This is a genomic window from Aristophania sp. ESL1100 (assembly GCF_058511235.1).
On sequence record NZ_CP196394.1, the window covers coordinates 1,967,581 to 1,986,454 of the forward strand.

16 protein-coding genes are annotated in these 18,874 nt (G+C 48.9%); 4 read left to right on the top strand and 12 right to left on the bottom strand.

What is annotated here, in order from left to right:
- Positions 1 to 50: 50 nt before the first annotated feature.
- The 6 genes from ACSYSY_RS08975 to ACSYSY_RS09000 form a co-directional block, all read right to left on the bottom strand.
- Positions 51 to 1,460 carry a c-type cytochrome gene (locus tag ACSYSY_RS08975; RefSeq protein WP_491707219.1) on the bottom strand — a complete coding sequence of 470 codons (1,410 nt, stop codon included), beginning with the start codon at positions 1,458 to 1,460 and terminating at the stop codon, positions 51 to 53.
- Between the two features lie 4 nt (positions 1,461 to 1,464).
- The gene (locus ACSYSY_RS08980) at positions 1,465 to 3,063 is read right to left on the bottom strand and encodes a GMC family oxidoreductase (protein WP_491707220.1); all 1,599 of its coding nucleotides are present in this window, start codon (positions 3,061 to 3,063) and stop codon (positions 1,465 to 1,467) included.
- 37 nt (positions 3,064 to 3,100) lie between these two features.
- Positions 3,101 to 3,679 (bottom strand): sugar dehydrogenase complex small subunit, encoded by a 579-nt coding sequence (locus ACSYSY_RS08985; RefSeq protein WP_491707221.1) that lies wholly within the window; start codon positions 3,677 to 3,679, stop codon positions 3,101 to 3,103.
- 298 nt (positions 3,680 to 3,977) lie between these two features.
- The gene (gene grxB, locus ACSYSY_RS08990; protein WP_491707222.1) at positions 3,978 to 4,646 is read right to left on the bottom strand and encodes a glutaredoxin 2; all 669 of its coding nucleotides are present in this window, start codon (positions 4,644 to 4,646) and stop codon (positions 3,978 to 3,980) included.
- A gap of 115 nt (positions 4,647 to 4,761) precedes the next feature.
- Positions 4,762 to 5,805 carry an NAD-dependent epimerase/dehydratase family protein gene (locus ACSYSY_RS08995; protein ID WP_491707223.1) on the bottom strand — a complete coding sequence of 348 codons (1,044 nt, stop codon included), beginning with the start codon at positions 5,803 to 5,805 and terminating at the stop codon, positions 4,762 to 4,764.
- 107 nt (positions 5,806 to 5,912) lie between these two features.
- The gene (locus tag ACSYSY_RS09000) at positions 5,913 to 6,674 is read right to left on the bottom strand and encodes an SDR family oxidoreductase (RefSeq protein ID WP_491707224.1); all 762 of its coding nucleotides are present in this window, start codon (positions 6,672 to 6,674) and stop codon (positions 5,913 to 5,915) included.
- A gap of 103 nt (positions 6,675 to 6,777) precedes the next feature.
- Between ACSYSY_RS09000 and ACSYSY_RS09005 the strand changes: the two genes are divergently transcribed.
- Positions 6,778 to 7,674 (top strand): LysR family transcriptional regulator, encoded by an 897-nt coding sequence (locus tag ACSYSY_RS09005; RefSeq protein ID WP_491707225.1) that lies wholly within the window; start codon positions 6,778 to 6,780, stop codon positions 7,672 to 7,674.
- Between the two features lie 133 nt (positions 7,675 to 7,807).
- Here ACSYSY_RS09005 and ACSYSY_RS09010 read toward each other — a convergent pair whose 3' ends face one another.
- On the bottom strand, positions 7,808 to 8,953 hold the full coding sequence (locus tag ACSYSY_RS09010; RefSeq protein ID WP_491707226.1) for a nitroreductase family protein: 1,146 nt from the start codon (positions 8,951 to 8,953) through the stop codon (positions 7,808 to 7,810).
- Between the two features lie 367 nt (positions 8,954 to 9,320).
- Between ACSYSY_RS09010 and ACSYSY_RS09015 the strand changes: the two genes are divergently transcribed.
- Entirely contained in the window at positions 9,321 to 11,246 is a 1,926-nt protein-coding gene (locus ACSYSY_RS09015) for an alpha/beta hydrolase family protein (protein ID WP_491707227.1), read from the top strand.
- On the opposite strand, the gene ACSYSY_RS09020 is transcribed toward ACSYSY_RS09015, so the two are convergent.
- Together ACSYSY_RS09020 and ACSYSY_RS09025 are read right to left on the bottom strand one after the other, a co-directional pair.
- Complete coding sequence (locus tag ACSYSY_RS09020; protein WP_491708267.1) at positions 11,179 to 12,489, bottom strand: MATE family efflux transporter; 1,311 nt, start codon at positions 12,487 to 12,489, stop codon at positions 11,179 to 11,181. The genes ACSYSY_RS09015 and ACSYSY_RS09020 overlap by 68 nt on opposite strands.
- A gap of 172 nt (positions 12,490 to 12,661) precedes the next feature.
- Positions 12,662 to 12,886 carry a cation transporter gene (locus tag ACSYSY_RS09025; RefSeq protein WP_491707228.1) on the bottom strand — a complete coding sequence of 75 codons (225 nt, stop codon included), beginning with the start codon at positions 12,884 to 12,886 and terminating at the stop codon, positions 12,662 to 12,664.
- Between the two features lie 195 nt (positions 12,887 to 13,081).
- Here ACSYSY_RS09025 and ACSYSY_RS09030 point away from each other — a divergent pair, with 195 nt between their 5' ends.
- Both ACSYSY_RS09030 and htpG read left to right on the top strand, forming a co-directional pair.
- Positions 13,082 to 13,882 (top strand): SDR family NAD(P)-dependent oxidoreductase, encoded by an 801-nt coding sequence (locus tag ACSYSY_RS09030; protein ID WP_491707229.1) that lies wholly within the window; start codon positions 13,082 to 13,084, stop codon positions 13,880 to 13,882.
- Between the two features lie 139 nt (positions 13,883 to 14,021).
- A complete protein-coding gene (htpG, locus tag ACSYSY_RS09035) occupies positions 14,022 to 15,896 on the top strand; it encodes a molecular chaperone HtpG (RefSeq protein WP_491707230.1) in 1,875 nt (624 codons plus the stop codon).
- A 72-nt stretch (positions 15,897 to 15,968) separates the two neighbouring features.
- Here htpG and ACSYSY_RS09040 read toward each other — a convergent pair whose 3' ends face one another.
- The 3 genes from ACSYSY_RS09040 to ACSYSY_RS09050 form a co-directional block, all read right to left on the bottom strand.
- Positions 15,969 to 17,270, bottom strand: coding sequence for an Nramp family divalent metal transporter (locus tag ACSYSY_RS09040; RefSeq protein WP_491707231.1), 1,302 nt, complete (start codon positions 17,268 to 17,270; stop codon positions 15,969 to 15,971).
- Between the two features lie 89 nt (positions 17,271 to 17,359).
- Positions 17,360 to 18,601: an NAD(P)/FAD-dependent oxidoreductase gene (locus tag ACSYSY_RS09045; protein ID WP_491707232.1), complete on the bottom strand. Its 1,242-nt coding sequence runs from the start codon at positions 18,599 to 18,601 to the stop codon at positions 17,360 to 17,362.
- A 13-nt stretch (positions 18,602 to 18,614) separates the two neighbouring features.
- Positions 18,615 to 18,863, bottom strand: coding sequence for a DUF3297 family protein (locus ACSYSY_RS09050; RefSeq protein ID WP_491707233.1), 249 nt, complete (start codon positions 18,861 to 18,863; stop codon positions 18,615 to 18,617).
- Positions 18,864 to 18,874: the final 11 nt, after the last annotated feature.

The window sequence follows — 18,874 nt, forward strand, 5'->3', positions numbered from 1 at the left end:
TAATTGAGAGACCACTATGTTCTGGTCTCTCAATTATGAGCAAGCGGGCGTTACAGGCGGCGTCTGGAACGAATGAATCGCATGACACCAAAGATGATAATGACGACGGGCAGAATGAGCAGAAACACACCCCATTTCGCCATTTTGACGAATAATGGCGTTTCAGACTGACCGCGAAGAGCCTGAACCTGTTGGGCCGTTACCTTGAGATTATTATTTCCGAAACGTTGTGCAACGTAGTTGGAAACTGCAGCAATTTGTTCATCGCTCAGTTCTTTGCCAAAAGCTGGCATAGCGACTGTGCCTTGATTTGTCTCACGGTGAATCCCATTGACAATGGCCATTACCAGATTATTGGGTAAAGGGGCACCGGTAGCCGTATTATGAGTGAGCGAAGGATAAAATTGGTCCTCGGTCCCTGTCCCATTGGGTTGATGGCAGCTTGCACAATTATCCATATAGAGTCTGTTGCCATCATTTATGGCGCTGTCAGCCATATTTTGGGGGGTACGATCAAGTGCAATGTCTATCTGGGTTTTGCTTACCGGTTGCACAGTCCCTATTGAATAAGCCGTGCTTTTTTGCTGCGGATCATGCACGGCTGGTACTGTCTGTAAGTAATCGGTAATTGCGTTTAGATCATCATCAGAGAGTTTGCGCAGGGAATGTTCAATGGCTTCAGCCATAGGGCCACCAGCCTGTGCTTTTCCGGGAGCTGATCCATTGCGGAGATAATTGAAAATTTCATCATGGCTCCAGCCGCCAATCCCACTGACCTTGTCAGGTGTGATGTTCGGGGCGATCCATGACCCCACTTTTCCGCCTGAAAGAGCCAGTTTATTATTTTCTGCAAAGAAAACATTGCGCGGCGTGTGACAGGTTGAGCAATGGGCGAGGGCTTCGACAAGATATTTGCCACGTGCAGCGCCTTTGACGTCATAAGTGCTGCCATTCATAGGCGACCCACTGGCGAAAACCATGTTCCACCCGGTCATCAGCCATCGGATGTTAAATGGAAAAGCTAGGTGGGTTTTCTGTTTGGGAGCTTCGTCTACCGGAGACACCTCTGACGTCAGATAAACCCATAGGGCATGTATATCGTCATCAGACATTCTGGAATAAGATGTATAGGGCATGGCAGGGTAAAGATGACCGGAAGGGGATATCCCTTCGCGCACAGCCCTGGCAAATTGCGCTTCTGTCCAATTTCCAATACCAGCTTTTTTTGATGGCGTGATATTTGATGAAATGATCGGCCCCATGGGTGAGGCAATGCTGTAACCACCTGCCATTGCCGCCCCACCTGGTGCTGTGTGACAGGCTGAGCAATCGGCTGCAGTGGCTACGTAGCGCCCTTTTTCGACTAGATCTGAGACGGATGAAGCTTTTCCATCATGAGCATAAAAGGCAAGTCCAGCGACAAGAGTGCCCAGGACTGCTAGAGAGTGTTTGTTTTTCATCAGACTAAACTTCCCTGGCAATGATATCAGCCATTCTCAATCCGATGGCCAACCCACCTAATGTGGGATTCACCACACCGGCAGCAGGCAACAGACCGGTTGTCGCAAGGAAAAGATTTTCATGGTCCCAGGTGCGTCCTTCATGGTTTGTGACGGATGTTGAAGCATCCTTGCCCATCAGCACTGTTCCCATAATGTGCGAACGGTTCTGGAATTCTCCCGTATTTGAAATAAGGGTTCCGTTCATAATGCGCACAAAATCCTTATAGTCCTTGTTGCGTATGACATTGACGGCTTTCTTTACGTAATCAGCGATCTGATAATTGATTTTAAGCGTGGGAAGACCGAGTGCATCCGTGTTGGTCGTTGACAAGGTGATGCGGTTATCAGGCGAAGGCAGCATTTCAAAGACGCTGGAAATTTCGACCCAACGCGCTGACATATGGCGGATCTGTTCATCCAGTTTGGTGCCTGCAACGCCCTGTTTGATAAGCATATCGGCGACGATACGGTTGGGAACTGCGTTTGTGATAGCGTGCTTGACGGCAGCATGTTCACTGCGGTGTGGCCCGTCTCTCCAGTTGAAGATACCTCCCTGCTGGACCTGACCACGGCCAGGCCAAAGTGGCTCATCAGACAGGAAACGCAGCGTAATGCCGGTATGATCCATCAGATTGCGGCCGACCATATCTGATGAATTTGCAACATCGGACATCAGCAGTAATTTTGGTGTTTCCAGACCATTTGCGGCGATGATAAATGTTTTGGCAGTTAGGCGCACATCCTGATGGTCCGGTGTTTTATAATGCACGGCAACAATCTTGTTTCCGGCACCTTTTTCAAGCTTATAGGCGGTTGCCTTGCTGATGATTTTTACTCCCGCATCAGCCGCATGTTTGGCGTGAAAAATACCTGAATACATGGCCCCGATCGGGCATATAGGCTGGCAGTTATTATTGCCCGAACAGGCAGGGCGCCCATCCCATGGGCGATTGGTCCGGGCATTTGGTTCGTGTACGAAATGATAACCTTCTGCTCCTATTCTGGTTTTAAGGCGCTTAAAGTAATAAGTCTCCGCTTCAGGGGGAACCGGATAAGGCTTGGCGCGTGGGGGCCAGGCTTTGCCCCCCTGTCCTGATTGGTCGTCCGTATCAGAGCCTGCGACGCCGAGGCGATATTCTCCATCATAATAATAAGGTTCAAGATCCTCATAATTGAGGGGCCAGTCATTACCCTGCCCGTAAACGGTTTTGAGCCTCATATCATTAGGGATAAAGCGCCATGTTGCCGCCGCCCAATGCCATGTCGTTCCACCAACCAGTTTCAGCGTGTAGGGCATGTAGCGAAAGCCGTCATAAACCTTACTGTCGATATAGTTGGGGTCAAACGACGTCATGGCCCATGGATGATCCGGATAGGGATCATTGTAATTTTCCTTACGGGGTGACGAACGGAAATTCTCAAGAATTTTCCAGCGGGGGACCCACTCACCTGCTTCGAGCATAATGACGGATTTCCCTTTGGTAGCGAGGCTATGGGCAATATTACTGCCGATGATTCCTGAACCGACAATGATAATGTCAGCATCATATTGTGTTGTCATAATGTTATCTCTGATGAATTTTTGCTTTAATTGATGATTAATCGGTACTGAGAGTTGCAGGGGGTGTTGCCCAGTAATTGGTATGGCCCCGCGCGTAAGTGGGGATGACCGTCGCATCAATTGTGGGCTGGTACATCAAAGCTGCCTGATAGCAGATGAAGTGTGCATCATCTTTTGTGGATTCAATTGCAGGCGTGCCGGAATAACCCAGGTACCAGGCAGCAATAATGCTGGTAGCCGTTTTCATGAGTTCCGGGTGATGTTCTGCAAAAGCGGAAAGATTATTGACGTCCGTCAGATTCTCACGATGCAGCGTTCTCCGAAGTGTTTCGGCAGCAGCGGGAAAAGTGGGATCTGTAGCGGTCAGAGCGCTTAAGGCGCGATTACTGATTTCAGAATCCAAGCTATCACGCCGGGTCAGGAGTTGCGATAAGTGTAAAAAATCCTGTTCAGATATGGCTGAGCCGGTAGCTGCGTCAGCCGCAGATTTTACGGCGGGGGCGCCTTTCGAGGGTGAAGAAACGAGAGAGAAGGAGGTGATGGTCATGGTCGTTGCGAGGCCGCGCAGCAGCACACGTCTCGTAAATCCGTAAGACGGATCAGGAGCGTTACCCATAATAGGCTATCCTTTTACTTATAAGTTAATTAAGCAATTAGAAGAGTTAAAAATTTTCTAACAATAAATTAATATATTAATAAAAACAAAAACCATAATAACAAATAAGTTATAATATTTATATTTAATTAGATTATAGATATTCGTCTTTATATCTATAATAATAGATATAAATTATTTGTGCTTATGGTTTTATATTTATTATTATATTTTATTTAAAAATATTTGTAATTCTAATTATATTCCATGAAATGTTTTAGTAAGTCTTCAAGGGTGAGACAAAAGATGGCTCTGTAAATCATCCAGGATGGAAAAAGGTTTCAGTCTTTTTGAGATCCCGCAATGTCGATATCAGAGGAACGCCGCTTCGTTCCGCCATGGTCTGAGCGTAATCATTGACGATATCAGGCCATTTTATATCTGGAAGAATGGAGAGATATCGGAGCATGGGAAACAGGAAAATATCATTAATTCCGACAGTCTTTCCGTCTGGTAAAATCGGTTCAAGCTCAGAAAATGCCTGCTCCATATCGCGAAGAAAGGTCTCAGTCCGGGCAATCAGTTTTGCGAAATCACCAAAATAGGCACTCTTTTTACGCGTAAAATAATCACGTGCAGAGGCAGTGGTAAATTCAGCGAAGACAGGGTCAGGAGTGCGCGGTATAGACAACGCATTGATCGTACTGTTCCACTCGGTGAGCCAGTTTATGATGTCAGGATCAGGAGTGCCTCCAAAAATCTGTGGCCCTTGCAGCTGATCAATGAAGTTTACGATATCCAGACTTTCCCCCATGAATTTTCCATCATGTTCGAGGATGGGGAGCATCTTTTTGCCAATCATGTTTATCGGAGTGGCTTCATCATCATTTTGCAGAAAGATCAGTTCAAACGGAATCTGTTTAAGAGCAAAAGGCATACGTGCCCGAACACAATAAGGGCAGTGATCATATACGTAGAGTTTCATCATAGTGATTTCCTCTGAAAACTATTTGACTGAAAAATCAGTCCCGTTTGAAAGTGTTTTAAAAGGGGTTCTGGCGCCAGCCTGTCACTGGCGCTTTGCTTCCTTTTAAGAAATGAGTTTAAGGAATTAGTTTTCTGGCACGCATATCTTCCAGATGCGCCAGCAGAACGTCATCTGAATGTTCGTTCATGCTGTTAAAACCGGCTCTGCGGGCTTTTGTGACATCAAAGATAGCATCATGTTCCACGTGAAAAATAAAGTCACCGAAACTGCCCAGGGCAATCCGGTCAAGATCCGGTTCGACCAGATGATGCTCAGCCGCGATTTTTGCCCAGACGGGTTTCAGGGCTTTCAGGCGCTGCGCCAGAGAAATCGGCTGAGGTTCTCCGACAGTTAAGCCAAACCAGTCGGCCAATTTTGGCCAGACATGTGACCAGCGGAAAACATCGCCATTTGTGATATTGAAAGCACCGTCTTTATTTTCTTCTGCGGCCCATAAAGAAGCATCACCAAGCACTTTTGCGCCCGTCACATTGACCAATGTATTGCGGTAGGCACGGTCGCTGCCCGGAAATTGCATGGCTGTATTGGTTGCTTTGCATAAAGTGCCATAAACGCCGATCAGATTGCCGAGTGTCATGGCTGATCCCAATGAGTGACCAATGACGATATCAGGACGTAAGGCAGTCCATTTCACGCCCTCTTTTTCCAGAGATTTCACGTAATCTTCATGCCGGAAATACAGGTTCGGAGGGAAATGCCGACTATCATCTTCACGGGCCGGTGTTTTATAGACACCAAGCTGGGCGCCATAAACCTTTCCACCCTGGATGAACATGATCCGCTCCAGTGGCGCCTTGGCCTCCCGCAGGGCTGTGACAAGGTTCTCCAGCATGGCAGCATTTTCATCTGCTTCAATACCGGGATCACTATTTGGTTTCAGGGCCGCATAAAAGAGGTGAGTAATGGTTTTGAAGGCTTCATGCCCTGCTCTCAGACTGTCAGGAGAAAGCAGATCAGCTGATATATGCTCACCAGAACCAGGCCCTTCTTTTCCGCGGTTGAGTGTTGTGATTTTCCACCCATTCCGACCGAAAGCATCAAGAGCGGCACGTCCGACAACGCCGCCCCCTCCAGCAATAAGTACATGTTTCTGTGTCATGAAGACTCTCCCTTGAGAAGATGATGACTTAAATAAAGGGTTGATCTGAAAAATGGGTATCAGATCAACCCGCTTCTACAAACTCTACAAACTCTACAAATTTTTAGTTAGGCAACGCGGCCGCCACCATCAACATTGATAACGGTCCCGTTGATAAATCCATTTTCAAGGACGGCCAAAGCAGCGTGAGCCTCATCCTCGACGGTGCCAACACGGTTAACAGGAAGGCCGGAAGCAATCTGGGCAAAAAATGCTTTTTTATCGGCCTCATTCATGCCAGCCCAGGTTTCTGAATCAACAACACCAGGTGAGATCACGTTGAAACGTTTGGGCTTCAGTTCGATTGCAAGCGCGGCAACCAGACTTTCCAGAGCCATATTGACCACCCCGACGATGGAAGAGCCTGGCCCCTGTCGATAAGCTGCCAAACCGGAGAAAAATAACATGCTGCCTTGTGGAGCAAGATATTTCTCTGCGGCACGAGCCAGATAGATCGGTCCCCAGAATTTTGAATCAAGCATGGCACTGATCTGCGAATCTGTCAGTGTCAGGAATGGGCCGAAGGTCAGATCAGCCGCAGTTGTCACAATATGGTCATAAGGGCCATGCTCTGACAGGGCTTTCTGAATCTGGGTCTCGTCAGCCAGATCAATGGAATAGAGACCAAGGACGGCGTTTCCCAGGCTATTTGCCACAGTTTTCAGTTTTTCGATTTTACGGCCAGCCAGAGCAACTTTTGCACCGCGTTCCGCAGCCATTTTGGCGATGGCGGCACCCATGCCTGAGCCACCTCCCACGATAAAGATTTTTTTACCGGAGAGAGCTCCCTGGCCGGAGCCACCGGGAGTAAAAGGAGATGTAAGCGACATACCAATCCTTATTTCTGATAAAGTGAACCTTTGCATCATATGATCTCGAAAAAGTGCTGATAATTGTCTTTGAAATGAAGGCTTTATTCACCTAATTTGAATTATGGACTTATTAAATCACCTCAGAATATTCATTGATATCGCGGATTATGGTAGCCTCGCAGGGGCTGCGCGGGTACGCAATCTGGCGCCTTCTGCCGTGACAGGAAGTCTGCGCCGCCTGGAGGAGCATCTTGGCACCCAGTTGATTCTGCGTTCGACACGGAATCTGACGTTTACGCCGGAGGGGATGGCGTTCCTTGAGCATTGCCGCCGCATTATCCGTGACCTTGATGATGCCTGTGACCAGGTTTCTGACAATGGTCCTTTAAAAGGGATGATACGGATTACGTCTCTCAATGATTTTGGACGGTCTCGTCTTGCTGGTGTGATTGACAGTTTTCTGGTTCGTCATCCCGGCGTGAGTTTTGACCTCAATCTCGATGACAGGGTGACAGACCTGATTAACGGGAAATATGACCTCGGAATCCGTACAGGCCCTCTGCTGGATTCACGTCTGAAATCCAGACTCATTGCACGGTGTGGGCGTTCAGTCTGTGCCTCTCCTGATTATTGGCGCCGTAAGGGGAAGCCTTCCAGACCTGAAGAGCTTTCTTCTCATAATTGTCTGGTATTGTCCCGTCTTGGGAGCCCACAAGTGACGTGGCGATTTGGCCAGGATAATGGAAAACCCCTTACAGTATCCGTCTCAGGGGACCGGATGGCTGATGATGGAGGGCTGTTAAGGCTTTGGGCTATTGCAGGAGCTGGTGTGGTTTTGAAAGCGGATTATGACATTATGGGCGATATAGAGGCCGGCCGGCTGGAAACAGCTCTTGATGACTTCAAGGAAGATGACATCAATATTTATGCGGTTCATGCGGCCGGGCAGTACCTTTCCCATAGAGCCCGGGCCTTTATCGAACATCTGGTGGTCGAAGGGGCCACATATAGTCTTTAGGGAAAGTAAGGCTGTTATATCAGTACGGTTTCGTAACAAGATAATGCATGTGCATTGTGAAAAATCAGGCTTATTTCAATACGGTAAAAGAATATTTCACATTCGTATTGAAATAAGTCTTCTGATCTGTTGGTCAGCCGATATTTATATCAGCACGTGGTGACGGGCCAATATGTGTTCCATGGCCAATGCGACCCAGCATTTGAATCCGCCCTCTTTTAGGGGTTTCCGTCGCCTCATGCAGCTCATTCAGATAAGGCATAATCTGAGCGAAGTCGAATAAAGGTTGGCTATGTGGTTGCATATCAAGCCCCAGCTCAGTGGCCTTGAGGTGGACTCTTACCCAGTCACGTCCCGCCTCGAACATGCCGGTGCGTGTGTAATCAGGGGATGTGATCCATAAATGGGCCTGCCCCGTCATGACCGCTTTCCGGTAATTTTCACGATTATATTTGAAGATCGCACTATCAGGATCGGCAAGTGTTGCAGCCGATACAGGCCCGGGGGCTTTGGCTATAAAGGCATCTGGCATTGCGGGGCCATGGGGGTCAGCAGCGATGGCGGCATTGCCGATTTTGCTCCAATGCGCCACTTCAGTGCGGCCCCATGGGTAAGAGATCATCCATTCATCATAGGCACGCAGAACAATATCGCGAATATGGTTCGCCAAAACAGGCTCAAGATTTACATGCACACGATCAGGCCAGCGGGCGGCAGATTTTATGGCGTTTAATTGTGCCAATGTCGGTGGTCGGTTGATATCAAAAGCTGTGCGGTTGGTATGACGCTTTAAGAGCTGATCCAGTAATGGATCACGCCGTGCGGAGGCTGGTTTAAGGTCAAATATAGCGACTGGACGCGTATCCTGGAAAGGCCAGGATTCACCTTCTGGAAATAAAGTGAGGTCAACTGCGAAGCCCTCGGCTTCCAGAGCCATAATCAGGACTTCAGAAAATGTACCGCAACTGACTGTAAGCTGACGGTCAGGGAAATCAGTCAGGGATAACTTTCTTTTTTGTTCCATTCTCAAAATGATACGATTACGAGATGAAACATCAATCAGCCATGGCTGAAGATTCTGAGTATTGGGTGATAATATAGCATGAGCAACAGCGCGCAGGCGTGGGTCTGAATGTGCGCGTAATGCTGTTTCAGTCCATGGTTGCCAGGGTTTCCCACCTGGTAAAGAGGCAGAGGAAGCAGGTTGTGCGTTGGCTTTTCCGACCCATAAGGCAGTGGCAACTCCGGCAGTAACCTGCATGAAATAGCGACGGTTCATAAAACACCTGAAAGGAAGTAGCGTATTTTCTTGTTTTTTGTACTACTTGGAAAGAGATTGATGGAAGTGATACAAAATTTGTTTCTAAAGAGTGAACTCTTTGATAATAATAGTGAAAATATTATTGATAACCCTATTTGACATGAATGCTTTATTCATTTTATGTGAATAATGAATTCCTGAAATGATCCATGAAATTGTTATGAAGAAAGGCCATGACAGAAATTCTGTGAGTGAGATAAGCCTGTGTGACAAAATCAGCATGTCCGCTATATCTTAGGTGATATCTCTCTCATGGTTTCTGCCCAGGCGATGTAATGCTTACGGTGAGATAACCTTGTTTCGTTTTATGTCAGAAGGTCCAAAGATGATCCCTTTGAAGAGTTCCTGGGTTGATACGTCATTAATGACACGTAAAACCCGCCAGTTCAGTGAAGTCAAAACAAGAGGTGATTATTGCTTCTGGCTTGAACGCAGGCCAGAGGAAACTGGTCGTTCTGTTATCGTAATGAGAGATCCGCAGGCTGCCTGCCATGATATGATAGAAGCAGACTATGATGTGGGGACAAGACTGCATGAATATGGCGGAGGAGCCTGGACGGTTCGCAAGAACGCTTCTGGCTGGGAAGTGGTTTTTACCGATAGAAAAAAGGGGGGCATCTGGTCCTGCCTGAATGGGGTTGTAACGCAGCAATGGAACGATTCCCAAATGCGTGAAGGGCTTGTCTATCATTATGGCGGTTTTTGCTTTCATCCATATAAAGATGAAATCACCTGCGTTAGGGAATGTCAGAGCCGTGGGTTTGAAAGCTCGGTCATTCTTTCAATAAGTCTGGGAAATGGCAGCCAGGTTGTTTCAAAGGGGAGTGATTTTTACGCCTCTCCGTGTTTGTCTTCTAATGGGCAGTTTCTTGCCTGGGTTGAATGGCAGAATCCATCAATGCCCTGGGATGAGACTCAATTTTGCATCCTGTCATTGAAGACTGGGCAGAAATGGCAGTTCACAGGACATAATCATTCCGGTTCAAAAGAGGCTGTGAGTTTTATAGAGCCTCAATGGTATCAAAATCGCCTTTATATTTTATCAGATCAGACGCGCGATAAAGATGAGACAGATCGTTTCTGGTCCCCGATTTTTTATGAGTGGGATGGTGAAGAATGGGTCTGTCACACGCTTCCTTCAGCGCATTGTGAAATTGGTCTGCCTCTCTGGGTGTTCGGGCAATCATCCTACATTATTGAAGAGGACGGGTCTCTTCTGGCTCGTGGCATAAGAGAGGGTGTTGGTTGCCTGTTACGTTATGAGGACCAGAAAGGATGGCAGGATGTGCCCAGTCAGGCACGCCCTGAAATGGTGCCTTCACCTTTGGCTGAAAAAGGATGTTATTGCTGGATTGATGTCCCGGAAGACGCGCCCCCTGCTTTGGCCTTCGGGTCTTTAACGGGGGACTATGAGCGTTTTCGTCTGGCCTGGGAGCTGCCAGCCACGATCACAAAAGAGGATATTGCCAGACCTCAGAACCTGACTTTTACAGGGGTAGATCATGCTCATCCTGTCAGAGGCTTTTTTTACCCGCCAGCAGAGGGGAAAAACTGTTTCCCTGTAAAAATGCCGCCTCCCCTGGTGGTTCTGGTTCATGGTGGCCCCACCGGGCAGGCACGACCGGAATTTTCCTTTAAAGTGCAATGGTGGACGTCACGGGGTTTTGCCGTGCTGGATGTCAATTATCGTGGGTCAACCGGTTTTGGCAGAACGTATAGAGATGCTTTGAAGGGGCAGTGGGGTGTTGCTGACGTCCAGGATTGCTGCCTGGCTGTAAAATCCCTGATTGATCAAGGGAAAGTGGATCCCCATTGCTGCGTAATTCGCGGGAGTAGCGCGGGTGGCCTGACCGTGCTTTCTGCTCTGGCTTTTTCAGATCTGTTCAGAGCAGGAACCGTTCTTTATGGCGTGACCGATTTATTGGGGCTGGTGGAGCAGACGCACCGTTTTGAGGCGCATTATTTTGATAGTCTGATCGGCCCGCTGCCGGAGGCCGAAGCGCTTTATAAAGAACGCTCTCCCATAAACTGGCCGGAAAAACTGACACAGCCTGTTCTGTTCTTCCACGGAGAGCAGGATAGTGTCGTGCCTTTGGAACTGGCAGAAACATTGGCAAAGAAGATGAAGAAGGCGGCCTTTTATCGCTTCCCGGGAGAGGGGCACGGTTTCAGATCACCCGCAGTTATAGCGGAGACCTTGCAGCGGGAGCTGGCATTTTACGAGGATTTGTTTTCTCAAGAGAGCGAATGACCCCTAAGGCCGTCATCATGGCTAATGACCCGAAAATGACGACTCCGAGTGCCTGCCCGATCATAACCCCTTTCGGCCCATAGGCGGCACCGATCGTCACAAAGGGGATGGTGCCCAAAGTGGCACGTCCCCAATTAAAGGCGGTCGAATAAAGGGGATAATTCAGATTGTTAAAGGCTGTATTGGACACAAACAGCAGTCCGACAAACATATAGCTGGTCACAATGAAAAAACAGAACAGCCTGACCAGTTCAATACCAACGCCCTGAACGTGAAAAATTTTCAGTATAAGGGTGTTGCAGCTCGCAAACACAATCCAGGCAATCAGGACGCAAAGAGCCGTCAGCTTCAGGGCGCAAAGAAAGGTTTCTTTCACACGGTCAATCTGATGAGCTCCGAGATTTTGGGCCATGATCGGGCCGACTGAACCAGTGAGTGCGAAGACAAAAGCAAAAGAAACCGGCACAAGGCGGTCAATCACAGCCTGCCCCGAAATGGCATCCAGCCCGAAACGGGCCATGGCGTGGGTTGCAAAAAGGGCCCCGACAGGGGTGGCCAGATTTGTGCCGATGGCCGGTAGGGCGATGGGGGCAATTTTACGTGTGGCAATTGGAATAAGTGACAATTTTGGCCAGGAAAGCATGTCGTGATGGCGCAGATTGAAAAACCCGCTTAACGTAATGGCCAACCGGGATAAAACTGTGCTGATGGCAGCGCCTTCCAGCCCGAGATGAAAACCAAAAATCAAAATCGGGTCTAAAATAGCCGTGGCAATGGCGCCGATAAGTGTCACATTCATGGAGCGTCTGGCATCTCCCACAGCGCGGAGAAGCGATGAAAGCGCCATTCCGAGGCAGATGAGAGGCAGGGCGGGCGAAATAATATGCAAAAAGCAGGTTGCCTGCCCAAGAGTTTCTCCCCGCGCGCCGAGAAGTTTCAGGAAATAAGGAGCGCAAACAGCCGTCAGCAGACCGAGGAGCAGGGTGATCCCCACCATAATGACCAGAAAGGCTGAAGCCATATTTCTGGCACGGTGATGTTTATGCGCCCCGATGAGCCGCCCTGTATAGGCACCCAGGCCAATAGACATGCCCAGCCCTACAGAAACCTGAACGAAACTTATGGAACTGGCAAAGGCAATCGCTGCCGTCAGTGAAGAGTCATGAAGGTGGGATATGTAGAAATAATTAAGAAGATCAACCGCAAACACTGCCATCAATCCGATGGCACCAGTGCTGGCCATGACCACAACGTGGCGAAAAATACTTCCGTGAATAAAGCGCGCTTTTTTAGGAGGAGGATTTTTCAGTTGCGGATCTCTTTTTTTACGGGAAAATCGGGAAGAAAAAAATTTATCCATAAGCTTAGCAGCCTATCTTTACCTCTGGATAAAGTTTTTTTCCAGCCTGTTAACGTTATTGATCGAGAATCAAAGGGTCATAACCTGCTTTTTCAAGAAGCTGGCAGAGTGTCCTCGTCGAGGTCTGGGCCTCGTCATAACGGATATTGATGCGTTTATCAGACAGGGCCGTTTCTACGCCCACAACGCCTGGTTCCTGTGTCAGCAAGGCTTCCAGCGTCTCGGCATAGTGGGTGCTTATCAGTCCTTCAATATAGAGGGACAGGATTTCGATATACAAAAGGGCCTCTCCCTGGAGATGCTGACAGAATATATTCAATGGAGTTCACATTTTATTCAGTAATTATGTCAATTTTATAGAAGTGCCCTGTTGTTGCAGAGTTTACATAAAATTAGTGAGATAAAACTCTCTGTCGCGTTGAAGCACAGTGTATAAGGATCAAGTGATAGAAACTGATTTTGTGAGTGATCTTAAATGTCGATTGTAAAAACAGCTCTTATAACGGGTGGTACTTCAGGAATCGGTCTGGCCATTGCCTGCAAGTTTGCCTCTCTGAATTATAATGTCATTTTAGTAGGCAGTAATCCTGCAAAAGATTATTCAGAGGCAGTCAACACGGTTTCCGCAGTTCATCATGCCAGAAAAGACAAGCCATGGGTCAAAAGCTATGGGGTCAATATCGTTCAGGAATCAGACGTAAAAAACCTGATGAAAACACTCCAGTCAGAGCAGATTGAGCTTGATGTGCTCGTCCATGGCGCTGGCGTCTTTTTTGATACGCCTCTGGCAGGTGATTCCACTCAGGCGTTTGAGCGCATGATGGCTGTTAATGTGAATGGTATGTGGAACATCATTCATGCGGCCCTGCCCATTCTGAAAAAAGGTGATTCCAATCACCCCGGAAGCAAGATCGTGGCATTGTCCTCCATCTGTTCTTTTTACAGCTTCGCCACTTATTCAGGCTATTGCGCCAGCAAGGCAGCCGTAACGGCTCTGACGCGCACTCTGGCTCTGGAATTAGGTCCCATGGGGATCAATATCAACGCTGTTGAGCCCGGGCGTGTTGAAACAGCCATGCATGACAAATTGATTAATGATCCCGCTCAGGCCGGGGTTTTGCGGTCTATTGCGGAGGGCAATCCCAGCAAAAGGGCTTTCTCAAAACCTGAAGATATTGCGGAAGTTGTTGCCTTCCTCTCCAGTGAGGGGGCACGTGCCCTTCATGGCGCTGCCATTGTGGTCGATGAAGGGACGTCTCTGGGAATAGGGGCATAAAAAGCGTCCCCGAACCTTTTGAGATTTTCTGCCCTCTTTTAAAACCGGAAACTCCAGCCCATCTTTAACGATAACCAGGGGCTGGAGTTTTTATTAAGGCCTTACATTCTGGATATCATTATAAGGGACTAGAAGAAGAATGAGTGATACCAACACCTCAACAACACAATTTTCACAGGGGGAGCAGCATCAATTCAGCGCAGAGGTTGGCCGCCTGCTCGATCTGGTTGTGCACTCCCTTTATTCGGACCGGGAAATATTTTTACGTGAGCTGGTCGCCAACGCGGCTGATGCCATGGATAAAAGGCGCTTTGAGGCCTTAACACAGCCAGCTCTTGCTCTGCCTGAGAATCCTCATATCACCATCACCCCTGACAAAGCGACAAAGACGCTCAGCATTTCAGATGATGGGTTGGGTATGGACCGTGAAGAACTGGTCCAGAATCTGGGAACTATTGCGCGCTCCGGAACAAAGGCTTTTGGAGAGAAATTAAGCCACGCAAAGCCTGAAGAACGCCCAAGCCTGATCGGCCAGTTCGGGGTCGGGTTTTATTCAGCCTTTATGGTGGCAGATAAAGTTGATGTGATTTCCCGTAAAGCCGGAACAGAAGATGCGTTCCTGTGGAGCTCTGACGGGAAAGGGTCTTACAGCCTTTCCAGCGCAAAGCGGGATAAGGCTGGCACAGAAATTATCCTTTACATGAAGGATGATGCCGAAGAATTTCTGGATCCACACCGTCTGCGGGCGATTATCCGCAAATGGGCCGATCATATTTCCTGGCCTGTCATGCTGCGCGAAACCAAAGAGGACGGCACGACCGAGGAGCAGACCGTCAATGAGGGCAAAGCGCTCTGGCTGCGTCCAAAATCAGACATCACAGAAGAGCAATATAAGGAGTTTTATCATCATATCGCTCATGCGTTTGATGAGCCTTATGCGACCTTGCATTGGCATGCTGAAGGTACGGTTGAATTTACGTCCCTGCTCTTCCTGCCAGGCGCACGGCCATTTGACTTTATGGAGCAGCAGGACCGTGAAAGTCATATCCACCTTCATGTAAAACGTATGTTCATTACCGATGAAGCAAAGCTTGTGCCGGGATGGATGCGTTTTGTGCAGGGTGTTGTTGATACAGATGACCTTCCGCTCAATGTTTCACGTGAAATGTTGCAATCAACTCCTGTACTGGCCCGGATCCGCAAAGCCGTTACCCGCCGTGTGCTTAACGAGATCAAATCCCGTGCAAAGGAAAATGATGAAGGGTTCAGAAATTTCTGGAATAATTTCGGCCCTGTCATCAAGGAAGGATTGTGGGAAGATTCCGAACACCGTCAGGAAGTGGCAGAGATTGCCCTTTTCAACACAACGCATGATGATAACCTGACTACGCTGGATGACTATATCAGCCGTATGAAGCCGGAGCAGGAAGCCATTTACTATCTGGTGGGTGATTCTCTGGTGGCGCTGAAAGCGTCAGCCCAGCTGGAGGGGTTCAAGGCGCGCGGGATTGAGGTGCTGCTTCTGACCGATCCTGTTGATAGTTTCTGGCCTGACCGCCTTCATTCCTACAAGGATAAGGTTCTTAAATCGGTTTCTCATGCGTCCAACGATCTGGAAAAATTTGCGTCAGAACTGAAAGATCAGGGTGAAGCTGCAGAAACGGAAAAACTTCTTCCTGCTTTGAAAGAGGCTTTGGGAGACAGCGTCAAAGACGTCCGTGCTACAGACCGCCTGACAGGGAGTGCTGTTGTGCTGGCCTCTGAAGGCGGCCCGGATCTTGCGATGCAGCGGCTTTTGCGTCGTTCCGGGCAGGACTTCCCGCCCATGCCGCCCGTGTTGGAATTAAACCCGCGCCATCCTCTTATCCGCCGTCTGGCAGAACGGGTTGAAGCCGGGGAATCCATCGCCGATTACGCTCCTGTATTGCTTGATCTTGCACGCGTTCAGGAAGGAGAGTCCCTGCCTGATCCGGCCAGTTTCTCCCGTCGCCTGACGGCCCTGCTGGCTCAGTAAGATCAGGGTCAGACTTCGACTGAAGATAAAAGGGAGGTGCCGATGGGCATCTCCCCTTTTTTATGTCTGTGCTTACGTTACGGTATCAATGAGAAGTTTGATATTCAATATGACGATCAAGGCTGCAACAAACCAGGCAAGCCCAGCCCGGAAAGGAGAGAGAGCAAAATCTCCCATTTTCTTTTTACTGCTGACGAAAAGAATAAGAGGGATAACGGCAAAAGGTAGTTGCATGGATAAAATAATCTGGCTGAACACCAGCAAAGAATTCGCCTTTCCTGGGCCATAAACCATAATCACCCCTATCACGGGGAGAAGCGCCAGACCGCGGGTTAATAAACGCCTTGCCCAATAGGGCATGCGCATCTGCAAAAAACCTTCCATGATAATCTGCCCTGCCAGCGTCCCTGTAACAGTGGAATTTGTCCCGGCAGCAAGGAGGGCGATGGCAAAAAGTGTGGACGCCACTCCATAACCCAGCACAGGAGATAATAGGCGCCAGGCATCGCTGATATCAGCAATATCCTGATGCGCGGTGTTATGAAAAGCTGCGGCAGAGACGATCAGGATCGCGGCATTTATGCCCAGCGCGAAGGTGAGCGCAATCGTACCATCCCATGTTGCCCAGCGTATGGCCTCTCTTTTCCCTGTGGGCGTTCGGTCATAGGCGCGTGTCTGCACGAGCGATGAATGAAGATAAAGATTATGGGGCATAACCGTCGCCCCGACGATCCCGATCGCGATATAAAGCATGGCAGGGTTTGTTATGATGGCGGTGGACGGCATAAAACCATCCAGAATGGCCTTCATAGAGGGCGCTGACATAATTAGCTGAATCGTAAAACACGCTCCGATAATCACCAGAAGTGTGATGACGAAAGCTTCCAGTGCCCTGAATCCAAGCTTCATAAGAAGGAGGATCAGAAACGTATCAAGGACTGAAATGATGGCCCCTGCCAGTAAAGGGAGGCCAAAAAGCAGATTCAACGCAATGGCTGTGCCGATGACCTCTGCGATCTCGCAGGCAATAATGGCCAATTCACATGCCAGCCAGAGGAAGAGATTGAGCCATGATGGAGACCACTCCCGACAGGCCTGCGCAAGGTCCTTCCCTGTTGCAATGCCCAGCCGCGCGGCGAGAGCCTGAAGCAGAACCGCCATGATATTGGACAGGAGAATGACAAAGAGGAGTGTGTAGCCAAATTGGGCCCCTCCCTGAATGTCCGTAGCCCAGTTACCGGGGTCCATATAACCGACCGCGACCAGATAGCCCGGGCCGGTAAATGCCAGAAAGCGTTTCAGGTTGGAGGAATTCTGCCCGGGAACAAAGACCGTGGATGAAGCAGGTTTATGGGAGCGGTCAGGTTTTTCCATAACGTTTTCATTCCTCCCGAATATGTCCCATAAAAAAAGCCCCGTCAGGATAACGGGACTTTTTTATATCAGCATTCACAACAAAATCTTTAAGACCTGGTTGTATCAATCACTTTGTGACTGACCTGAGGATCGATCCCCTTTAACATGCCATACCAGTACAGCCGAGGGAATATTTTCGTTTTGAAAAGCCAGGCAAAGCGGCTTGGTTTACGCTGGTCATAATGGAGGCTGGAAACCACTTTCCCCCCATATAAAAATTCAGCCAGAACGACCTTGCCATAAGAGACTGTCAGCGGGCAGGCGCCATAGCCGTCATAGGCACCGTCCAGAGGTTCACCTGCAAAGGATTTGAGAAGGTTTTTAACCACAACCGGGGCCTGCTCACGCACGGCAGCAGCCGTTTTGGCGTTGGATGTCCCCGCAGCATCTCCCAGCCCGAAGATTGTTTTATATTTCTTGTGCTGCATTGTGGTTGGGTCAACATCCAGCCATCCTGCCTCATTGGCGAGCGGACTGTTGCGAACAAAATCAGGGGCAGATTGTGGCGGTACGACATGAATCATGTCAAAGGGACGGACGATCGTCTCATCCGTTCCGACGATCTGGAACGTCGCTTCTTTTCTTGGGCCGTCAATAGCGATCAGATTCTCTTTATAATCAACTTCAACACCATAATAGTCGATCATTTTCTGAAGAGACGGCACATAATAATCAACGCCGAAAAGTTTGGCGCCAGCCATGCAGAAATGGGGTTTTATGCGGTGCAATACCCCTTCACGGCGCCAATGATCGCAGGAAAGATAAACGGCTTTCTGCGGCGCTCCGGCGCATTTAATCGGCATAACAGGTTGTGTGAAGAGGGCTGTCCCGCCACTGAAATTACGCACACACTCCCACATATAGGCAGCGCCATCCCTGTGGTAGTTTGAGGCAACACCATTGCAGCCCAAAGTTTCCTTCAACCCTTTAATGGCTCCCCAATTCAGCTGAATACCCGGGCACACGACCAGGCGCCGATATTCCACAGTGGCACCGCTTTCAAGCGTGACAGTCATGGCATCAGGCTGGAAGGAAGTTACCCGGTCACGGATCCAGGTAACGCCTTCAGGGATTAACCCCCCTTCCTGTTTAAAGGTATCAACGAGGGGCATGACACCTGCCCCTACCAGCGTCCATCCAGGTTGGTAACAATGGGTGGAAGATGGCTCAATGAGTGCAATCGTTAATTCCGGTCGGGCACGTCTCAGACGAGCTGCGACACTGATGCCGGCGGCCCCTCCTCCAACGATGACTACGGAATAACGGTCTGCATAGGGAGTGTCTGTCATAATCCTGTTCCTCCTAGTCCTGCTGTTGTTCTTTAAACCAGACTTCTACGGGGCCAGATAATTTCATGGTCATGGGGCGACCATTCCGGTCCAACGTACGCCCCACTGAAACGCGAATCCAGCCTTCGCTTACGCAATATTCCTCAACGTTGGTTTTTTCGACGCCTTTAAAACGTACTCCAATCCCCTTATCTAAAATAGCTTCATTGAAATAAGGGCTGTCAGGATAAATGGAAAGGCGGTCAGGAAGTGTATCGGTCATGATCTGGTAAT